15 protein-coding genes and 1 pseudogene are annotated in these 18,475 nt (G+C 62.3%); 10 read left to right on the plus strand and 6 right to left on the minus strand.

Annotated features, from left to right (window positions below):
• Positions 1-168: 168 nt before the first annotated feature.
• Entirely contained in the window at positions 169-1,545 is a 1,377-nt protein-coding gene (locus ACHMW6_RS14515) for a pyridoxal-phosphate dependent enzyme (protein ID WP_395407792.1), read from the minus strand.
• A gap of 167 nt (positions 1,546-1,712) precedes the next feature.
• Between ACHMW6_RS14515 and ACHMW6_RS14520 the strand changes: the two genes are divergently transcribed.
• Positions 1,713-2,267: a thymidine kinase gene (locus ACHMW6_RS14520; RefSeq protein ID WP_395407793.1), complete on the plus strand. Its 555-nt coding sequence runs from the start codon at positions 1,713-1,715 to the stop codon at positions 2,265-2,267.
• A gap of 53 nt (positions 2,268-2,320) precedes the next feature.
• Here ACHMW6_RS14520 and ACHMW6_RS14525 read toward each other — a convergent pair whose 3' ends face one another.
• Positions 2,321-2,968 carry a PEP-CTERM sorting domain-containing protein gene (locus tag ACHMW6_RS14525; RefSeq protein ID WP_395407794.1) on the minus strand — a complete coding sequence of 216 codons (648 nt, stop codon included), beginning with the start codon at positions 2,966-2,968 and terminating at the stop codon, positions 2,321-2,323.
• Between the two features lie 307 nt (positions 2,969-3,275).
• Between ACHMW6_RS14525 and ACHMW6_RS14530 the strand changes: the two genes are divergently transcribed.
• Positions 3,276-3,737 (plus strand): hypothetical protein, encoded by a 462-nt coding sequence (locus tag ACHMW6_RS14530; protein ID WP_395407795.1) that lies wholly within the window; start codon positions 3,276-3,278, stop codon positions 3,735-3,737.
• Here ACHMW6_RS14530 and ACHMW6_RS14535 read toward each other — a convergent pair.
• The gene (locus ACHMW6_RS14535; RefSeq protein WP_395407796.1) at positions 3,734-4,075 is read right to left on the minus strand and encodes a helix-turn-helix domain-containing protein; all 342 of its coding nucleotides are present in this window, start codon (positions 4,073-4,075) and stop codon (positions 3,734-3,736) included. The genes ACHMW6_RS14530 and ACHMW6_RS14535 overlap by 4 nt on opposite strands.
• Positions 4,076-4,190: 115 nt before the next feature.
• Between ACHMW6_RS14535 and ACHMW6_RS14540 the strand changes: the two genes are divergently transcribed.
• From ACHMW6_RS14540 to ACHMW6_RS14560, 5 genes and pseudogenes are all read left to right on the plus strand, one after another.
• Positions 4,191-4,646 carry a (2Fe-2S)-binding protein gene (locus ACHMW6_RS14540; RefSeq protein WP_395407797.1) on the plus strand — a complete coding sequence of 152 codons (456 nt, stop codon included), beginning with the start codon at positions 4,191-4,193 and terminating at the stop codon, positions 4,644-4,646.
• Between the two features lie 11 nt (positions 4,647-4,657).
• Positions 4,658-6,799, plus strand: a complete 2,142-nt coding sequence (locus ACHMW6_RS14545; protein WP_395407798.1) for a molybdopterin cofactor-binding domain-containing protein — start codon at positions 4,658-4,660, stop codon at positions 6,797-6,799.
• Positions 6,800-6,879: 80 nt separating this feature from the next.
• A complete protein-coding gene (locus tag ACHMW6_RS14550) occupies positions 6,880-7,398 on the plus strand; it encodes a hypothetical protein (RefSeq protein ID WP_395407799.1) in 519 nt (172 codons plus the stop codon).
• A 118-nt stretch (positions 7,399-7,516) separates the two neighbouring features.
• Entirely contained in the window at positions 7,517-9,760 is a 2,244-nt protein-coding gene (locus ACHMW6_RS14555) for a carboxy terminal-processing peptidase (RefSeq protein ID WP_395407800.1), read from the plus strand.
• Positions 9,761-10,083: 323 nt separating this feature from the next.
• A pseudogene (locus ACHMW6_RS14560) lies at positions 10,084-10,803 on the plus strand (gluconolaconase); the annotation flags it as partial.
• 1,473 nt (positions 10,804-12,276) lie between these two features.
• On the opposite strand, the gene ACHMW6_RS14565 reads toward ACHMW6_RS14560, so the two are convergent.
• The 3 genes from ACHMW6_RS14565 to ACHMW6_RS14575 form a co-directional block, all read right to left on the minus strand.
• On the minus strand, positions 12,277-13,137 hold the full coding sequence (locus ACHMW6_RS14565) for a GIN domain-containing protein (RefSeq protein WP_395407801.1): 861 nt from the start codon (positions 13,135-13,137) through the stop codon (positions 12,277-12,279).
• 263 nt (positions 13,138-13,400) lie between these two features.
• The gene (locus ACHMW6_RS14570; RefSeq protein WP_395407802.1) at positions 13,401-14,366 is read right to left on the minus strand and encodes an alpha/beta fold hydrolase; all 966 of its coding nucleotides are present in this window, start codon (positions 14,364-14,366) and stop codon (positions 13,401-13,403) included.
• A gap of 2 nt (positions 14,367-14,368) precedes the next feature.
• Positions 14,369-15,082, minus strand: coding sequence for a dienelactone hydrolase family protein (locus ACHMW6_RS14575; protein ID WP_395407803.1), 714 nt, complete (start codon positions 15,080-15,082; stop codon positions 14,369-14,371).
• A gap of 107 nt (positions 15,083-15,189) precedes the next feature.
• On the opposite strand from ACHMW6_RS14575, the gene ACHMW6_RS14580 reads away from it, so the two are divergent.
• The 3 genes from ACHMW6_RS14580 to ACHMW6_RS14590 all read left to right on the plus strand — a co-directional run bounded on the left by ACHMW6_RS14580 (position 15,190) and on the right by ACHMW6_RS14590 (position 18,466).
• Positions 15,190-16,071, plus strand: coding sequence for a LysR family transcriptional regulator (locus ACHMW6_RS14580; RefSeq protein WP_395407804.1), 882 nt, complete (start codon positions 15,190-15,192; stop codon positions 16,069-16,071).
• Between the two features lie 76 nt (positions 16,072-16,147).
• Positions 16,148-17,338 carry an acyl-CoA dehydrogenase family protein gene (locus ACHMW6_RS14585; RefSeq protein ID WP_395407805.1) on the plus strand — a complete coding sequence of 397 codons (1,191 nt, stop codon included), beginning with the start codon at positions 16,148-16,150 and terminating at the stop codon, positions 17,336-17,338.
• A gap of 9 nt (positions 17,339-17,347) precedes the next feature.
• Entirely contained in the window at positions 17,348-18,466 is a 1,119-nt protein-coding gene (locus tag ACHMW6_RS14590) for an acyl-CoA dehydrogenase family protein (protein WP_395407806.1), read from the plus strand.
• The last annotated feature ends 9 nt before the right edge of the window (positions 18,467-18,475 follow it).

The following is an 18,475-nucleotide window of genomic DNA, read 5'->3' on the forward strand; positions in this document are numbered from 1 at the left end:
GTGGGATTATGCGAGCGTCCGTAATCGAGGCCCTTGTGGACCCGGGGCTTTGCTGCACGAAGGTGGAAGTGGCATAGATCGGCGGCATGATCGCGCCGGTCGACGGGTCCGGCGACTGGCCCGCGTGAATCACGCGGGTGGCCAGGTGTGCTTTGGCTTTTTTATCGTTCAAGATAAGGTCCTGCGCAAATGGTTGAGGAGATCGTAGCGGGTGATCAGTCCGTAGAATTTATCACCTTCGGCCACGATTGCGGTGAGGCCACGGTCAAGGGTGTTGCGCAAAGCCTCCATGCTGGCGCCGGGCGACAGGGTTTCCACGCGCGCCGTCATGGTTTCCGCGACGGGGCCGGTGAAGCGGCTGGCGTCTTTTTCCACTTTCAGCAGGATATCCGACTCGTCGATGATGCCGGCCAGGTGGCCGTTTTCGATCACCGGCAACTGCGCCAAGTCGGCCGCGCGCATGCGGTTGAAGGCGATCATCAAGGTATCGCCGGGCGCCACGCTGACCACGTCGCCATCGTCGTAGCGGCGGCCGATCAGATCGCGCAGGTCGCCCAGGCGGGGGCGCTGCAGCAGGCCCTGATCGAACATCCAGCTGTCGTTATAGACCTTGGAGAGGTAGCGCGTGCCGGTGTCGGCCACGATGGTCACGACGCGCTTTGCCGTGGTCTGCTGGCGGCAGTATTTCAGGGCGGCGGCCAGCAGGGTGCCGGTGGATGACCCGGCGAGGATGCCTTCGGCGCGCAGCAGCTCGCGGGCGCTCTCAAAGCTTTCCTGGTCGGTGATCGTGTAGGCCTGGCGGAAGGCGCTCATGGTGGCATTAGCGGGGATGAAGTCTTCGCCGATGCCTTCCACGGCCCAGGAGCCGGTGACGTCGGAAACCTCGCCAGTCGCCACATAGCCGGCAAGGATCGAGCCCTTGGGGTCGGCCAGCACGAATTCCGTTGCCGGCGACACCTTGCCGAAATAGCGCGAGAGGCCGGTCAGCGTGCCGCCCGAGCCGACGCCCAGTACGATGGCGTCCACTTCATGGCCCATCTGTTCCCAGATTTCGGGGCCGGTAGTCGTTTCATGGGCCAGCGGATTGGCCGGGTTGTTGAACTGGTCGGCGAAAAAGGCGCCCGGGATCTCCCGCGCCAGGCGGGCGGCGTAATCCTGGTAATACTCGGGGTGGCCCTTGCCCACGTCCGATCGGGTCATGTGGACTTCGGCGCCGAGCGCCTTCAGGTGCAGCACTTTTTCGGTGGCCATCTTGTCCGGCACAACCAGTACCACGCGATAGCCCTTGTTGCGGCCGACCAAGGCCAGGCCCAATCCCGTATTGCCCGCCGTGGCTTCGACAATGGTGCCGCCCGGCTTCAGGCGGCCGTCGTTTTCCGCCGCTTCGATAATGGACAGGCCAATGCGGTCCTTGATGGACCCGCCAGGGTTCTGCGATTCGAGTTTCAGGAAAAGCCGGCAGGGACCGGTATCGAGGCGGGTAACTTCGACCAGGGGGGTGTTGCCGATCAGACCGTAAAGCGCGGCCGTACGTTCGTTTTGCATGCTGACTCCTTGCAGTCGCCGGGGCAAGCGATTGTGTCACCGGCCCCAAAGGGAAAAGCGCGCATTGTGGGGCGCGCCCGCTGAACAAAGAAGGAATGTTTCCGCAGTAGCTTATGCGGATTATAATCCCGTACCGCCGAAGACCGGCTTCGATACAACACACTGAAGTGGCAAAACTCTATTTCCGTTATTCCGCGATGAACGCGGGCAAATCGACCGCGATGCTGCAGGTTGCGCACAATTACGAAGAGCAGGGTCAGGCCGTGCGCCTGTTCACGGCCGCCATCGATGACCGTTACGGCGTAGGAAAGGTCACTTCGCGCCTGGGGCCGCAGCGCGAGGTCGAATTGTTCCATGCCGATACCAATTTCCTCACCGGGAACGAGAAGAAAGTCTCCTGCGTGCTGGTGGACGAGGCCCAGTTCCTTTCCACGGCCCAGGTCGTCCAGCTGCACCAGCTGGCCCAGACCAAGGGCATTCCCGTGATCTGCTACGGGCTGCGCACGGATTTCCGCGGCGAGCCTTTCCCCGGCTCCGCCTATCTGCTGGCCCTGGCCGACGATATCGAGGAGATCAAGAATATCTGTACCTGCGGCAAGAAGGCAACGATGAATATCCGCGTGGACGAGCAGGGCAACCGCATTCGCGAAGGCGAGCAGATCAGCATCGGCGGCAACGAGAGCTATCGCCAGGCTTGTGGCCGATGCTTCTACGCGGGCTGATCACCGCTTAAAAAACCCGGCTTGCGCCGGGTCGGATCAGAGCGACGCCAGGCTCAGGTTTGCTGGCGCTTGCGCAGTGCGGCGAGTCCAGCCAGGCCCAGGCCCATCAGCGCGAGGGAGCCGGGTTCCGGCACGGCTGTAACCAGGGCGGTGTTCAGATTGTCCAGCGAGAAGCCGCGGTCCAAATTGCCGCTGGTAGCTGTGAATGCGATGCTTGTTACATTCGCGAAGTTGATGACGAATGTCTGAAAGTCATTGATTCCGCCCGGCCCGTCATGCGCGCCGTCCAGATTCAAATCTGTCGTTATCGTGCCGCCGCCCGCAAGCTGGCCAACCAGATGCACAACGCTCGCGTCACCATTGGCGCTGAAGATATGCTCGGCAATGTCCAGTTGGCCTACGTCGAATGATCCCCCGCCCAATATGGACATGGTCAGGGTGGCTGTGCCGCTGTTGTTGTCGATTGTGATAAATGTGGTGCCGTTGGCGGGGCCGGTAACGGCGTAGTCGTGGGTGCGGTGCATGTGGAATGTAGAGGACGAGAACAGGAAGCCCCGGCTGGCCACGAAGGATTCTGTAGTGAGCCCGGAGGTTCCTGCCGCTACGGCGGTGTCCTCAAAGTCGATCAATCCTGCGTAACTTGGCGTCGCCGTCACTGCCAAAAATGCTGCTGCTATAAGGCTTTTAAATCCTGACTTCATATTTGCTCCCCTTTAAGATCAGACGAATAGCTTATTTAAGTAGTTTATCGGCCACTAAGCGGTGCTTAGCGAATTTCGGATGAGCAATAATCAGGCCAATTCGAGGAATCAAGGATTTAGAATTAAATCCGCCATATATTGTAAAAATTTCCGATATATACTTTTAAATTGCACTTAACGTTTGGGAGACGCAAAACGTTAAATACCTGCAATCAATGTTGTCTTCAATTCACCCTGTAACTGGGCTGTCATAATTGCCATGTAGCATCATTCGATCTGTTCCAGAAAGGTTGGTATGCGATCGGATGTGCTTTATGCGAAAACGCCCGCCGGGCAGGCGGAGGTGCAGGCGCGGCGCGCCGGCCTCACTGCGCGCCAACGAACCCTGCTGATCATGCTGGACGGACGCAAGCCGCTGTCCGCCTTGCTGCCGCTCCTCCCGATGGAAGAACTGGAGCCTGCGCTGGAGGCATTGCTGAGCCTGGGTTTTATCGCCGATCCCGCTGCACTGGCGGCGGCTGCGCCGAAGCCGGAGCCGCCGAGGCCCAACCCGCGCCTGATCGAAGCGAAATCCCTGATGCGCACGAGCGCGGAAAAATACCTGGGCCTGCTGGCTGCCGATCTCGTGCGGCGTATTGAAATGGCGTCTGACGAAGCCCAGGTGCAGCACGCCATCGGCATGTGGCATATGGCCATGCGCGATTCCAAATACGGCCGGGATATCGCCGGCCCCCTCCTTGAAAAAACACGCAGCCTGCTGATGGCTTAATGCGTGCGCGCCCAGGCGGACGGCGTCTGCCCGCAATAGTGGCGAAAGCGTTTCGTGAAATAGCTGGGATCCTCGTAGCCGACGAGGAAGGCGATACTCGCCAGCTGTAACTCACCCTTCAGGATCAGCGCCTGTGCGCGCAACATCCTGCATTCCTCCAGATAAGCCATCGCACTTACGCCCATGCTGGCGCGGAATACCCGTGTGAAGTGGTAGCGGCTGATATTCGCCAGGCCCGCCAGGGTGGCGAGATCGATGGGCTCATGCAAGTGAGCGTCGATGAAATCCTGGATGCGCTGCAGGGCGCGGGGGGACAAGCGGCCACGAATGGTATCCAAGCTGTTATCTCCCCATAGCAAGAAAGTGCCAGAAGAAAGCAATAGAGTACCACTGGAATTTGGGGTGAGGAAAGATAATCAATATTCGCTTTAAACCAACAATGAAGAGGCCACCATGAGCTACGTCCTGAATATCAATGGCAAGCCCCACACTGTCGATGTCGATGGCGATACCCCGCTGTTGTGGGTTTTGCGCGACGTCCTGCACATGACTGGGACCAAGTTCGGTTGCGGCATGGCGCTTTGCGGCGCCTGCACTGTTCATCTGGATGGCCAGCCCATCCGTTCCTGCAGCACGCCGGTTGAGACTGTAGGGAAGGGCAAGATCACGACCATCGAGGCGATCAGCGCGACGCCGGCCGGCAAGAAGATCCAGCAAGCGTGGATCGCGCACGATGTGCCGCAGTGCGGCTACTGCCAGTCTGGCCAGATCATGAGTGCCACCGCGCTGCTGGCCAGCAATCCGAAACCGAGCGACGCCGATATCGAGGCCGCCATGTCGGGCAATATCTGCCGCTGCGGCACCTATTCGCGCATCCGCGCGGCCATCAAAACCGCTTCGAACGCATAAAGGAGACCGGCATGAACTCTCCAACCGAATTCCGGGATTCCCGCCGTCACTTCCTGCAAGCCAGCCTGGGCGCGGCTGGCGGACTGATGCTGTCCTTCTACCTGCCGGGCGCTGCCGCCGCGGCAGCCACCACCGCGTTCAAGCCGAACGCCTTCATCATTATCGCGCCCGACAGCCGGGTCACCATGGTGATGCCTTATGTGGAAATGGGGCAGGGCACCTATACCTCGATCCCCATCCTGCTGGCCGATGAGCTGGAGGTGGACCTGGACAAGATCACCTGCCAGCACGCGCCAGCCGATCCGGCCTATAAGCACGGCATGTTCGGCGTGCAGTTGACGGGCGCTTCGGCCAGCATCCGCGCCGCCTGGAAGCCGCTGCGCGAAGCGGGCGCGACGGCGCGCACCATGCTGGTCCAGGCGGCTGCCGGCCAGTGGAAGGTGTCGCCGGACAGCTGCAAGGCGGCGCATGGCGAAGTGGTCCACACGGCATCGGGACGCAAGCTCAGCTACGGCAAGCTGGCCGCAAAGGCCGCCAAACTGCCGGTACCGAAACAGGTGGCGCTGAAATCGCCGGAGGCCTATACCCATATCGGGAAGTCCGCCAAGCGCCTCGATGTAGCGGACAAAGTCAACGGCAAAGCCATGTTCGGCATCGATGCCCAGGTGCCCGGCATGAAGGTCGCAGCCGTGAAGGCTTGCCCCGTCTTTGGCGGCAAGCTCGCATCGGTCGATGAAGGGCCGGCAATGAAGGTGAAGGGCGTGCGCAAGGTCGTCAAGCTGGAGAATGCCGTCGCCGTCATCGCCGACCACAACGGCGCCGCCAGGAAAGGCCTGGCCGCGCTGGACATCAAATGGGATGAAGGCCCGAACGCCAAGTTCTCGTCCGCCGCCTGGGAACAGGTGCTGGAAGAGGCCGCCCGCAAGCCCGGCCTGATGCATATCAAGGAAGGCGACTTCGCCAAGGCTGCAGCCGGCGGCAAGACGATCGACGCCGTCTATTTCGCGCCCTTCCTGGCCCACGCCACGATGGAGCCGATGAACTGCACGGCCCACGTAAAGCCGGGCAGTGTGGAAATCTGGACCGGCACGCAGACGCCTGAACGCTGCGTCAACTTCGTTTCCCAGGCGCTGGGCGTGGAACCGAAGACGGTGAAGATCAATAACTTCCTGCTGGGCGGCGGCTTCGGGCGCCGGCTGGAAGTGGACGTGGTGGTGCAGGCCGCGCAGATTGCCAAGCAGGTCAACTATCCCGTCAAGGTGATCTGGAGCCGCGAGGAAGACACCCAGCACGACTACTACCGGCCTTTCTACCGCGACGAACTGAGCATGGCGCTGAATGCCCAGGGCATGCCGGTCGGATTCCGCCATCGCTTTGTCGGCTCCGCCATCGAAGCGCGCTATGCGCCGGCCTGGATGGCGAACGGCGTCGATACGGATGCAATCGACGCTGCCGAAAGCCCCTACCACTTCGATAATCGCCAGGTGGAATACCTGGCAGTGGAAACCGCCGTGCCTACCGGTTTCTGGCGCGGCGTGGGCCCAACCCACAATACCTTCGTCATCGAGAGCTTCATCGACGAAGTGGCGCTGGCAACCGGCAAGGACCCCGTTGCCCTGCGCCAGGCCTTGCTCACAAAGAACCCGCGCGCGCTGGGTGTGCTGAATCTGGCGACGCAGAAAGCGGGTTGGGGCAGGAAAATGGAGCCCGGCACCGGCATGGGCGTTTCGGTCGCGTCGGCCTGGGGCAGCTATGCCTGCGCCGTGGTCGAGTGCGCCGTGAATGCAGACGGACAGATCACCCTGAAAAAGATCACCACGGCGGTCGATTGCGGCCAGGTGGTGCACCCGGAAGGCGTGCTGCACCAGGTTGAAAGCGGCCAGACCTACGGCCTGACTGCCGCCCTTTACGGCAAGCTTACCCTCGAGAACGGACGAGTGGTCCAGGGTAATTTCCACGAATACCCGGTCATGCGCCTGAACGAGGTGCCGGTCATGGAAGTCCATGTCGTGCCCAGCACGGAGTCGCCCGGCGGCATGGGCGAGCTGGGCACGGCCGTGGTCACGCCCGCCATCGCCAACGCCGTGTTCGCCGCCACCGGCAAGCGCCTGCGCCGCACGCCGTTTGAAGCCGAGCAGCTGAAACGCACTTGATTTTCCGCCAATAGACGCCGCCTGGTGCGGCGTTATAATCCTCCCCAACTAATAAGCGGGTCTGTTGGGGAGGAGATGGAATGGCAATGGTCGAGTGCGCCATGGTGGCGCCCGCCTGGCTGTGCGGGCAGCGCGACGTGCTGCTCTATCTCGTGCCGTCCCTCGTGCTGGCGCTGGTGATCCGGCGCCTTTCTTCGGTTCATCCAATTTTTTTCATGTTCCGGCTGGCCGGCACCATCTGCCATGAGCTGGCCCATTTCTTTGTCGGTCTGCTGACCGGGGCGCGGCCTGCCGCTTTTACCGTGATTCCGCGCCGGGTAGGGCAGGGCTGGGAGCTGGGCTCCGTGTCCCTGACCCGTGTACGCTGGTATAACGCGGCGCCGGCCGCCCTGGCGCCTTTCCTCGTGGCCCTGGTCCCCGTCTGGGTGGCGATGCTGCGCACTCGCCCGGGCTGGCACTTCGAACCCGTGGACCTGCTGCTGGCGCTGCTCGTGGCGCCGCAATTCCTGGCCTGCTGGCCGTCCGCCGTGGACTGGAAGATCGCGCTGCGATCCTGGCCCTATCTTGTCATCATTGCCGCTTTACTATGGTGGCTTTAAGACGTCCCTAAGCGTAGTGGCCGAAACTGCTGCGCTGGCAGGGGTATTAGCCCGTTTCATCATGTAGAATAGGCTCACACCACTGCAACACTGTGTTAACTACGTTCGGAGCAAGCCGATGAAGAAGCAAATGCTGTTAGCCGCCATGTCCCTGGCCTTTGCGTCCGCCTATGCAGGCGCGCAAGCCGACAAGGCAGCAGACGCCCCAATCAAGCCGGCCGCGCAGCAAGGCCAGGCCGCCCTTTGGGCCTCGCGCGTGCTGCCTCGCTATCACTACAAAGCCACGCCTCTGGACGATGCGATGTCGGAAAAGATCTTCGACCGTTACCTGAAGTCGCTGGATGGCGAGAAGCTGTTCCTGACCCAGGCCGATGTCGACCAGTTCGCCCAATACCGCACCAAGCTCGATGACGCCATCGTCAGCGAGAACCTGACCGTGCCTTTCGCCATGTACAACCTGTACCAGCAGCGCTTCAACGAGCGCATGGCGTATGCACGCGAACTGCTGAAGACCAAGATGGATTTCACGGTGGATGAGAGCTACCAGTTCGACCGCGAGAAGGCCGACTGGATTAAGTCCGAAGCCGAGATCAAGGACCTGTGGCGCAAGCGCGTGAAGAACGACTGGCTGCGCCTGAAGCTGGCCGGCAAGGATGACAAGTCCATCCGAGAAACGCTGGACAAGCGCTACGACAACTACGTAATCCGCGCCAAGAAGCTGAACAACGAAGACGTGTTCCAGATCTTCATGAACGCGTATGCGATGTCGATCGAACCGCACACCAACTACCTCGGCCCGCGCGCTTCGGAGAACTTCGATATCGCGATGCGCCTGTCGCTGGAAGGCATCGGCGCCGTGCTGCAGCCGCGTGACGAATACACCGTCATCCGCGAGATCGTGCCGGGCAGCCCGGCCGCGCTGTCGAACAAGCTGAAAGTGGGCGACCGCATCATCGGCGTGGGCCAGGGCGATTCCGGCCCGTTCACCGACGTGCTGGGCTGGCGTATCGACGATGTCGTGGCCCAGATCCGCGGCGCCAAGGATTCGACCGTGCGCCTGCAGGTGCTGCCGGCCGATGCCGGTCCGGATGGCAAGCCATACGTGCTGCCGCTGATCCGCAAGAAAATCAGCATGGAAGAGCAGTCCGCCAAGAAGACCATCCTGGAAGTGAAAGACGGTGCAGTGAAGCGGCGCATCGGCGTGATTTCGCTGCCGACCTTCTACCAGGACTTCGAAGCGCGCCGCAAAGGCGACAAGGACTACAAGAGCGCGACCCGCGACGTGGCCCGCCTGCTAAAGGAACTGAAGAACGACAAGGTCGATAACGTGCTGATCGACCTGCGCAACAACGGTGGCGGTTCGCTGAACGAGGCTGTCGAACTGACCGGCCTGTTCATCGATCGCGGTCCGGTGGTGCAGCAGCGCAGCGCCGAAGGCCGTGTCGAAGTCGAAAGCGATAACGTGCCGGGCCTGGCATGGGATGGTCCGGTGGGCGTGCTGATCAACCGCGCTTCCGCTTCGGCGTCCGAGATCTTTGCAGCGGCCATCCAGGATTACGGCCGCGGCCTGATCATCGGCGAACCGAGCTTCGGCAAGGGCACCGTGCAGACGCTGGTGAACCTGGACCGCTTTGGCCAGTCGGACAAGGCGCGCTTCGGCGAGCTGAAGATGACCATTGCCCAATTCTTCCGCATCAACGGCGGCACCACACAGCTGCGCGGCGTAACGCCGGACATCAAGCTGCCTTATGTCAGCGATGCCGAAGCGTTTGGCGAGTCCAGCTACGACAACGCACTGCCTTACACCCAGATCAAGCCGGCGGTGTACATCCCGGCGGGCGAGCTGAAGGAAATCGTGCCGATCCTGGACAAGAAGCATGAGGCCCGCGTGTCGAAAGACAAGGACTTCCAGTACCTGCTGGAGGACATTGCCGTCGTCAAGAAGCAGCGCAAGGAAAATCTGATCTCGCTGAACGAAGCGGTGCGCCGCAAGGAGCGCGACCAGCAGGAAGCCCGCGCCAAGCTGCGCGAGCAGCGCCTGGCTGCCGGCCCGTCGCCGGACGACCCCGTGCTGCTGCCGGACCCAAAGGAAGCGCTGAACAAGGCAATTGCCGCCAAACCGGCCAACCCGCGCGCGTCCCAGCGTCAGCAACAGCAGATGAAGGGCGCTATCCGCTCGGATGACGGCCTGCAGGCGGACGAACGCAAGCTGTCCGACGAGCTGGACGCCGAGAAAGCGGCCAAGAATGCCAAGGACGTGCTGCTGAACGAAGCGGTCCACATCCTGGCGGACGAAGTCAGCGTTCTGAAGACCGATACCCGTATGGCCAGCCGCGTCTTGCCATACACAAACGACAAGTAATGAGGAGATATGCGGCTCATGTATATCTAGTATTCCTACAATAAATTGGACTTATATACTGCGCCGCACCATACTTGCACCTGTCTCCTCTATTCTCCTCCAAGGAAATAGATTCAGCCCGCTCCCTGAGCGGGCTTTTTTTTGCCCGCAATTCGGGGTCAGCTCTGTCATTCGGACACGCAGCATGATCCTTTGATCTATCTCAATACGCTAAAACACCGCTTTTTGCGTATTGATCCATCTCAAAGAGTGTGCGTGGATGTCCGAATGACAGAGCTGACCCGAATTGACCCCGAATTGGAGGGAGACAGTAAAATGTGCGGATGCGAAATTCTTTGAAACTGAAGTTGGTGGGAGCGGCGGCTGCAGTAGCGGCGGTGGCGGGCGGATATGTCTGGTATGCGGCGCAGCCGGGTGGGCCGGCGCCGGTGAGCGTGCCGAAGGTTTTCAAGCCTGCCGTGGTGGCGACGGAGCGGTTCTGGGCAGCGCATGTGCGGACGCTGGCGGATGATGGCTTGTCCGATCCGTACGGCGTAGCCGTGGATGAGAAGGGCAATGTCTTCGTGGCCGATGGCGGCGACAGCAACCGGATCGTCGTGATTGCGCCGGATGGCGCGCGGCGTGTGCTGGCCGGTGGGGCGGAGGGCTTCCGCGATGGCATTGGCGCGCAGGCGGCCTTCAATACGCCTTCGGGGCTGGCGCTGGACCGCAAGGGCAATCTGTATGTGGCCGACACGGGCAACCATGCGATCCGCAAGGTGGCGCCGGATGGCACGGTGACTACGCTGGCCGGCAGCGGCATCGCAGGCGCGGTGGACGGCAAGGGCGCGCTGGCGCAGTTCAATGGCCCGATTGGGGTGGCTGTGGACCGCGAGGGTGTGGTTTATGTGGCCGACACGTATAACGACCTCATTCGCCGTGTTGCGCCGGATGGCACGGTGACCACTCTGGCCGGTGGCAAGCTGCCGGGCTTCATGGATGGACCGGGCGCGTCGGCCTTGTTCGATACGCCGACCGGGATTGCGGTCGATAAGGATGGCGTGGTGTTCGTTGCGGACGCGCGCAATCATGCGCTGCGCCGGCTGGGCCTCGATGGTGCTGTGACTACGGTGGCGATGGCGCCGGATGAGGATCGCAAGGCGATCATGCGGCGGCCAGTGGCGCTGGCGGTTACGCACGATGGCTATCTGTATGTGGCGACCAATGCGAAGGGACGCGTGCTGCAGTTCACACCTTCCGGAGAGATTGCAGCGCTTTCGGATGCGGATCGCGCGCCGAATCTTGCCGTAGGGTTTGAGGGGAATGTGCAGCTGTTCGGGCCGCGGGGGATTGCCGTGGCGCGGGATGGCAGCGTGGTCGTCGCCGATGCTGTGGGGCAGCGCGTCGTGCGGTTAGCTCGGCAGAAGGAAGTGCCGGCGCCCACGGCGGCGACTGCGATGGCGGGATCCCAGGGCGGGGCGATTGGCGCAGCCAATGCGGCGACCGTTGCGGACGCGCGGGGCGCGGTGCGTGCGGCGGAGGCAGCAGGAGCGGGCGGCGGGAAGGCGCAGGCGGTCATGCCCTGGCCGGTGATGCCGCAGGACCAGCCCCACGAAGTGGTGGGCCTGATGGGAGAGGTGCGCGGAAGCTATGACGGCGAGAGCCGCGATCACTTCCATGCGGGGCTGGACGTGCAGGCGCCGATCGGCACATCGGTCCACGTGATCGAAAAGGCGAAGGTCACGGACCCGCTGGCCAATTGGGCGTACGGCAGCGTAGGCGAGGGCATCAATCTCGGCACGGTGAACTACATCCACATGCGCGTGGGTCGCAACACGAAGAACCAGCCTTACGATGAACGTTTTCAGTTGCTGAAGGACCAGCGCGGTAAGCCCGAGCGCGTCCGCGTGCTGCGCGGCACGCGCTTCGCGGTGGGCGACACGATCGGCAGCGTCAATCAGATGGCCCACGTGCACCTGGACTACTTCCAGCGCGGCATGCTGGTGAATCCGCTCACGCTGCCGTTCCCCGGCGTAGTGGACACCATCGACCCGCAGATCAACAGCATCACGCTGCTCGATGATCATGACAAGCGCATCGCGCAGAAGAAGGGCAAGCCGGTGCAGCTGGATCGCACGCTCGGCGCGGTCAATGTGGTGGTCGATGCCTTCGATCAGATGGACGGCAACCAGGCACGTCGCCGCCTGGGCCTATACAAGCTGGGCTACCAGCTGATGAAGGATGGGAAACCGTTGCAAGGCTACGAGCAGCCGGTGATCACGCAAACCTACGACAAGCTGCCGCGCGACCGTGAAGCCGTGAAGGTAGTGTATGCGCCGAACAGTGGCATCACGGTCTACGGCAGCAAGGCTACGCGTTTCGCGTATGCGCTGAACAGCACACTGAAAGACGGCGAAGCCACGCCAGGACTGCTGAAGATCGCCGACCTGCAGCCCGGCGACTATACGCTGCGTATTTTACGCCGCCGACTTCGCGGGCAATACCGCAAAGTCGGGGCGCGATCTGCAGCTGACGATTTACTGAACGGAGGTGCGGCGTCCGGACAGGTTGCGCTCAGCCGGATTGCCGGAAACCTGGATGCTGCCGGAACCGCTGCCGTGCGCCTCCACTTTCTGCGACACGTAAGCGTCAATGCCGCCCGAGCCGGAGCTGGAGAGGCTCGCCACTTCGGCGCGCAAGTCCGTCAGATACATGCGTCCCGAACCCTGCGCCTGCACGTCCAGCTGGCGCACGGCGCCGCGTCCCTGCAGGCCGCCGGAACCCGTGCTGTTCACGCGCAGTGCATCGCCGCGCACCACGCCCACGTCGATGCGGCCTGAGCCCACCATGTTCACATGGGCCGAGCGCGACTCCAGGCCTTCGCCGGCGAAGAAGCCGGAACCCGTGTGGTTCAGGTCGAGGTCATCGAGGCGGCCACGGATGATCACGTGTCCCGAGCCGGTATGCGATACGCGCAGCGCGCCACCGTTCAAGCCATTCACGTCCACACGCACCGAACCGGTGGACGACAGCTCGCGCAGGCGCGGCGCCGTGAAGACCACGCGGATCGGGCCGCTGCTGCGCAAGTCCGCATCGGTCCACACTTTCAGCGTATCGCCTTCAACATCGGTATGCACCAGGGGCAGCAGGTTGCTGTCGCCATCCACGGTCAGCGTGGACGGTCCGCCAATGCGCACTTCCACATCCATGTCCACGCTGCGGCGGTTCTCGATGCGCAGCGCAGTTGTACCAGCAACGTTACGGGTTTCGGTCGCGCTGGAGCCATTGCCTTTTATGGACTCGCTGGAAGACCAGCCGTATTTCGAATGACCGTCGGGCACCACAATCACGCAGCCGCCGAGAATGGCGAGGGCGGCAATAGTCATGGTCAGGCGCATTTTTATTCCTTTTATCCGGGTTGAGATGACGGAATGCTAAGTGCTTTGAGCACGGAACGAGGGGGAAATGCGACGAATGGTCGTGTAGAGGGGATGAACTGCAAAAATACATTGGCTACGGGCACATGCGCTTGATATGATGAAATAGCCGGCTTCGTGTTGTGCTGGCCCAGTCACGGCTATATGCCTGGCTGAGCAAGAATAAAGTTAATACCCCCGAATCACCGCCGGCGATAGGCCATCACCGGCGGATTTTTTTGTCCTCAGGATTTGGCGAAGGCCAGCAGGTCAGCGTTGACCTTGTCCTTGTGGGTATCGGTCAGGCCATGCGGCGCACCCGGATACACGATGAGCTTGGCCTGCTTGACGATCTTGGCCGAGGCGCGCCCCGCCGCGTCGATAGGCACGATCTGGTCATCGTCGCCGTGGATGATCAGGGTCGGCTTGTCGAACTTCTTCAAGTCTTCGCGAAAGTCGCTTTCGGAGAAGGCCTTGATCGAGTCGTAGGTGTTCTTGTGGCCACCCATCATGCCTTGCATCCACCACGCATTAATGATGCCTTGCGACGGTTTGGCGCCTGGACGGTTATAGCCGTAGAAGGGGCCGGACGCGATGTCCAGGTAGAGCTGGGAGCGGTCTTTCTCCGAGCCGGCGCGGATCCCGTCAAACACTTCCTTCGGCAGGCCGCCTGGATTGTCGGCCGTCTTCAGCATCAGCGGCGGCACGGCGGAGACCAGGGCCAGCTTGGCGACGCGCTTCGTCCCATGGCGGCCCACATAGCGCGCCACTTCGCCGCCGCCGGTGGAGAAGCCGACCAGGATGGCGTTCTTCAAATCCAGCGCTTCGATCACCGCGGCCAGGTCGTCCGCATAGTGGTCCATATCGTTGCCGTCCCATGGTTGGCTGGAGCGGCCGTGGCCGCGGCGGTCGTGGGCGATCACGCGGAAGCCATTATTCGCCATGTGATACATCTGCGATTCCCAGCTGTCGGAGCTCAGGGGCCAGCCGTGGCTGAACACGATGGGCTGGCCGTTCTTCGGACCCCAGTCCTTGTAATAGATGTCCACGCCATCCTTGGTGGTGATGTAGGCCGCGTTCTTCTTGACGCCGGCCGGTGCAGCAGCGGCTTCGCTGGCCACGCTGGCGGCGAGGGGCAGGGCGACTGCGGCAGCAAGGCCTGCACCGCTGAACAGGGCGGAGCGGCGGGAAGTGTCGATGTGCTTATCCATGATTAACCTTTCGTCATTATGTTAGAGTGCAAGTTGGTGCTTGAAAAACTCGTCGGTGCGGCCATTGGCCAGTGAGGCATCGGCCGCGTGATAGTGGTTACCGCCGGGGCGGGCGAACGCGTGGTTGCGGCCGGGTAGCTGTACACGGTAACGTTGGGCTTGTCGGCCAGCGCGGCCTTGATATCGGCTTGCGCTTCCTTGTTGATGTATTCGTCGTCGCCGGCCAGGTGGTAAATCATCGGGCCGTCGATGTCCGGCGCTTCGTCCAGATATTTCTCGGTGGCGCCGCCGTAGTAGGCGACGAAGGCATCGGCATCGGTGCGCGCTGCGCTGAGGAAGGTCAGCAGGCCACCCAGGCAGTAGCCGGTCACGCCGACCTTGCCGTTGCCGGTTTCATGGCTGCGGGCGGCCTTGATGGTGGCGGCGATATCCTGCACGCCCTTGTCGAAGTCGAAGGCGCTGTAGAGGGCGAAGCCTTTGGCCCAGTCGCCTTCGCTGGCCTCGGACATGCTCAGTCCCGGCTCGGCGCGCCAGAACAGGTCCGGTGCGATGGCGATGAAACCCTTGGCGGCATAGTCGTCTGCAATGCTGCGGATGCCGGCGTTGACGCCGAAAATCTCCTGCAGTACGACCAGCGCCGGATACTTGCCGGGCTTGGCCGGCTGGGCCACGTAGCATTGGAAGGCCCCGTCCGGGGTCTGGATTGTCAGGCTCATGATTCGCTCCTTTGTGTTGATGTTTGGTGGAATCACTTTAGGTCCGGAAACTGCCTGTGGGAATGCCCAAGGCTGCACGTCCGTTTTGCAGATTTGCAGGGTCCTCAATGACGACTGATTTCGACTGGAACGACATCCCCCTCATCCTCGGCCTGTCCCGCTGCGGCAGCATGAGCGCCACGGCGCGCGAACTCGGCCTCGACGCATCCACCGTGAGCCGCCGCATTGCCGCTGCCGAAAAGGCCCTCAACCTGCGCCTCTTCATCCGCGATAACACCCGCTATCAACTCACTAGCGCCGGCCGCGTGTTCGTCGACTATGGCGAGGCCGTGTACGGCAATGTGCAGAGCATGCTGCTTGCGTCCGCGCAGGAGGCGGACACGGTCGCCGGCCTGGTGCGCATCAGCGCCATCGATTTTCTGTTCGACTTCTGGCTGCTGCGCGAGCTGCCGGGCCTGCTATGCGAGCATGCGGGGCTGGATGTGCAACTACTGGGCGATAACCAGAATGTGTCCTTCTCGCGCGGCGAAGCGGATTTTGCGCTGCGCCTGGCACAGCCCGCGGAGGACGCAGCACTGGTGATGCGCAAGTTGGGCGAGATCGGCTGGGCCGTGTACGGCGCGCAGCGCTTTGCCGATGCGCCGCCAAACTGCTGGGGCGCCCAGCCGTGGATCGCTTACGAGGCGGCGCTGTCGAATCTTCCCGAAATGCGCTGGCTGGATCGGATCGAGCCGCGTCCCCGCATTGCCTTGCGGGTCAATAGCCTCAGCACGATGGTGCAGGCTTGCCGGGCCGGCGCCGGCCTGGCGCTGCTGCCTTGCTTGCTGGATGAGGAGCCGGGCCTGGTGCGGCTCAGCGGCGCGGAGGTGGTCCGCGAGCTATGGCTGCTGAGCCATCGTGACGGGGGCTCGATCGGGCGCTTCAAGGCGGTGTCCGCCTGGCTTTCGCGGATTTTTGCCGACAACAAGCACAAACTCTGCGGCATCTGAGCAAAAAACTGCTGTACAATATTTTGGAACGAACGTGCTATTTTTAAGCCGCGCACGTCGATAACCAGGAGACAGCATGGATTTGAACTATTCCGCCGAGGACGAAGGTTTCCGCGCCGAAGTGCGCGCCTTCCTCGAAGCGAATCTGCCCGCCGATCTGCAGCAGAAGGTGCGCCAGCACAAGCGCCTGTCCAAAGAGGATTACGTGCGCTGGCACAAGATCGCCGCCAGACAGGGCTGGGCGGCGCCCGCCTGGCCGGTCGAATACGGCGGTCCCGGCTGGAACGCAACGCAACGCCATATCTGGGAAGAGGAGTGCGCCCGCGCCGGCACGCCGGCCATCCTGCCGTTCGGCGTGAATATGGTGGCGCCCGTCATCATGGCCTTCGGTAATGAGGAGCAAAAGGCGCATTACCTGCCGCGCATCCTGAATTGCGACGACTGGTGGTGCCAGGGCTATTCGGAGCCTGGCTCCGGTTCCGACCTTGCGTCGCTGAAGACGATGGCGGAGCGCCAGGGCGACCATTACATCGTCAACGGCCAGAAAACCTGGACCACGCTGGGCCAGCATGCGGACATGATCTTCTGCCTGGTGCGCACCGATTCCACCGTGCGCAAGCAGGAGGGCATTTCCTTCCTGCTGATCGATATGAAGACGCCGGGCATCACCGTGCGCCCCATCATCATGCTGGATGAAGAGCATGAGGTGAACGAGGTCTTCTTCGACAATGTGAAAGTCCCCGTTGCGAACCTGATCGGCAAGGAGAACAAGGGCTGGACCTATGCCAAGTATCTGCTGGGCCATGAACGCACGGGCATCGCAGCCGTGGGCCGCTCCAAGCGCGAGCTGGCATTCCTGAAGCAACTGGCCTCGCGCCAGCAGCGCAACGGCAAGCCGCTGCTGCAGGACCCACTGTTTGCGTCGAAGGTCGCCAATGTGGAAATCGAGTTGATGGCGCTGGAAGTGACGGTGCTGCGCACCATCGCGCAGGAACACCAGGGGCCGGGTCCGCAGGCTTCGGTGCTGAAAGTGCGCGGTTCGGAGATCCAGCAATGGCTGACCGAGCTGATGATGGAAGCGGCCGGCCCGGAGGCGCTGCCTTTCGATCCGGATTACCTGGAGGGACGCAGCGAGCACGCGGCAGGCGGCGATGACGATGCCGCGCCGCTGGCGGGCTACTACTTCAACTTCCGCAAGACTTCCATCTATGGCGGGTCGAACGAGATTCAGAAAAATATCATCACCCAGATGATCCTGGGACTGTAAGGGGACGGCATGGATTTCAATTTCAAGGAAGAGCAGCAGCAGTTTGCCGACGCCCTGCGCCGCTGGGTCGACAAGGATTACACCTTCGAGGAGCGCCGCAAGATCATCCATTCGGACGCCGGAGTGTCGGACGAAGCCTGGGCCACGCTGGTTGAACTGGGCATGACGGCGCTGCCGGTGCCGGAAGCGCAGGGCGGCTTCGATGGCAGCGCTGTCGATATGCTGGTCGTGATGCAGGAGCTGGGGCGCGGGCTGGTCGTGGAGCCGTATTTCGCCACGGTGATGGGGGCGCAGTTCCTCAAGCTGGCTGGCGGACAGGAGGCGCTGCTGTCCCAGGTGGCCGAGGGGTCGCTGAAGCTGGCTTGCGCGCTGGGCGAGCAGCAATCGCGCCATGACCTGGCCGATGTCGCCACCGTGGCGTCGCCGGCGCATGTTATCAGTGGGACCAAGACCGTGGTGTTGCATGGCGGTCAGGCGGGGGCGTTCATTGTGTCCGCACGCACTGGCGGTGCACAGCGCGATCAGGATGGCATTGCACTGTATGTGGTGCCGCGCGATGCGGCCGGTGTGTCCGTGACGGATTACCGCACGCTCGATGGGCAACGGGCGGCGACTGTGCGCTTCGAGAATGCGCAGGGGACGCTGCTGGCAGCCGCTGGCGCTGGCTGGGATGTGCTGGAGGCGGCGACGGATTATGGCAATGCGCTGTTGTGTGCGGAAGCGATTGGCGCGATGGATGCGATTTTCGCGGCCACGCTGGAGTATCTGAAGACGCGCCAGCAGTTCGGGGCGCCGATCGGCAAGTTCCAGGCTTTGCAGCATCGGATGGCGGATATGTTTATCCACCTGGAGCAGGCACGCTCGATGGCGATGCTGGCGGCGGTGAAGGTGTCTTCTTCCGATGCGGAGGAGCGCCGGCGGGTGGTGTCGGCAGCCAAGGTGCGCGTGGGGCAGGCGGCCAGGTTTGTGGGACAGCAGGCGGTGCAGCTGCATGGGGGCATGGGCGTGACCGATGAATTGCCGGCGGCGCATTGGTTCAAGCGCTTGACCATGATTGGGCTGACGCTCGGCGACGTGGATCATCATCTGGAGCGGTTCGCGACGCAGACTTCCTTTGCCGGGGCTTGAGCCGACGGC

Origin of the sequence: Pseudoduganella sp. UC29_106, assembly GCF_044055365.1 — a bacterium.
In the GTDB taxonomy this organism is placed as follows: domain Bacteria; phylum Pseudomonadota; class Gammaproteobacteria; order Burkholderiales; family Burkholderiaceae_D; genus Rugamonas.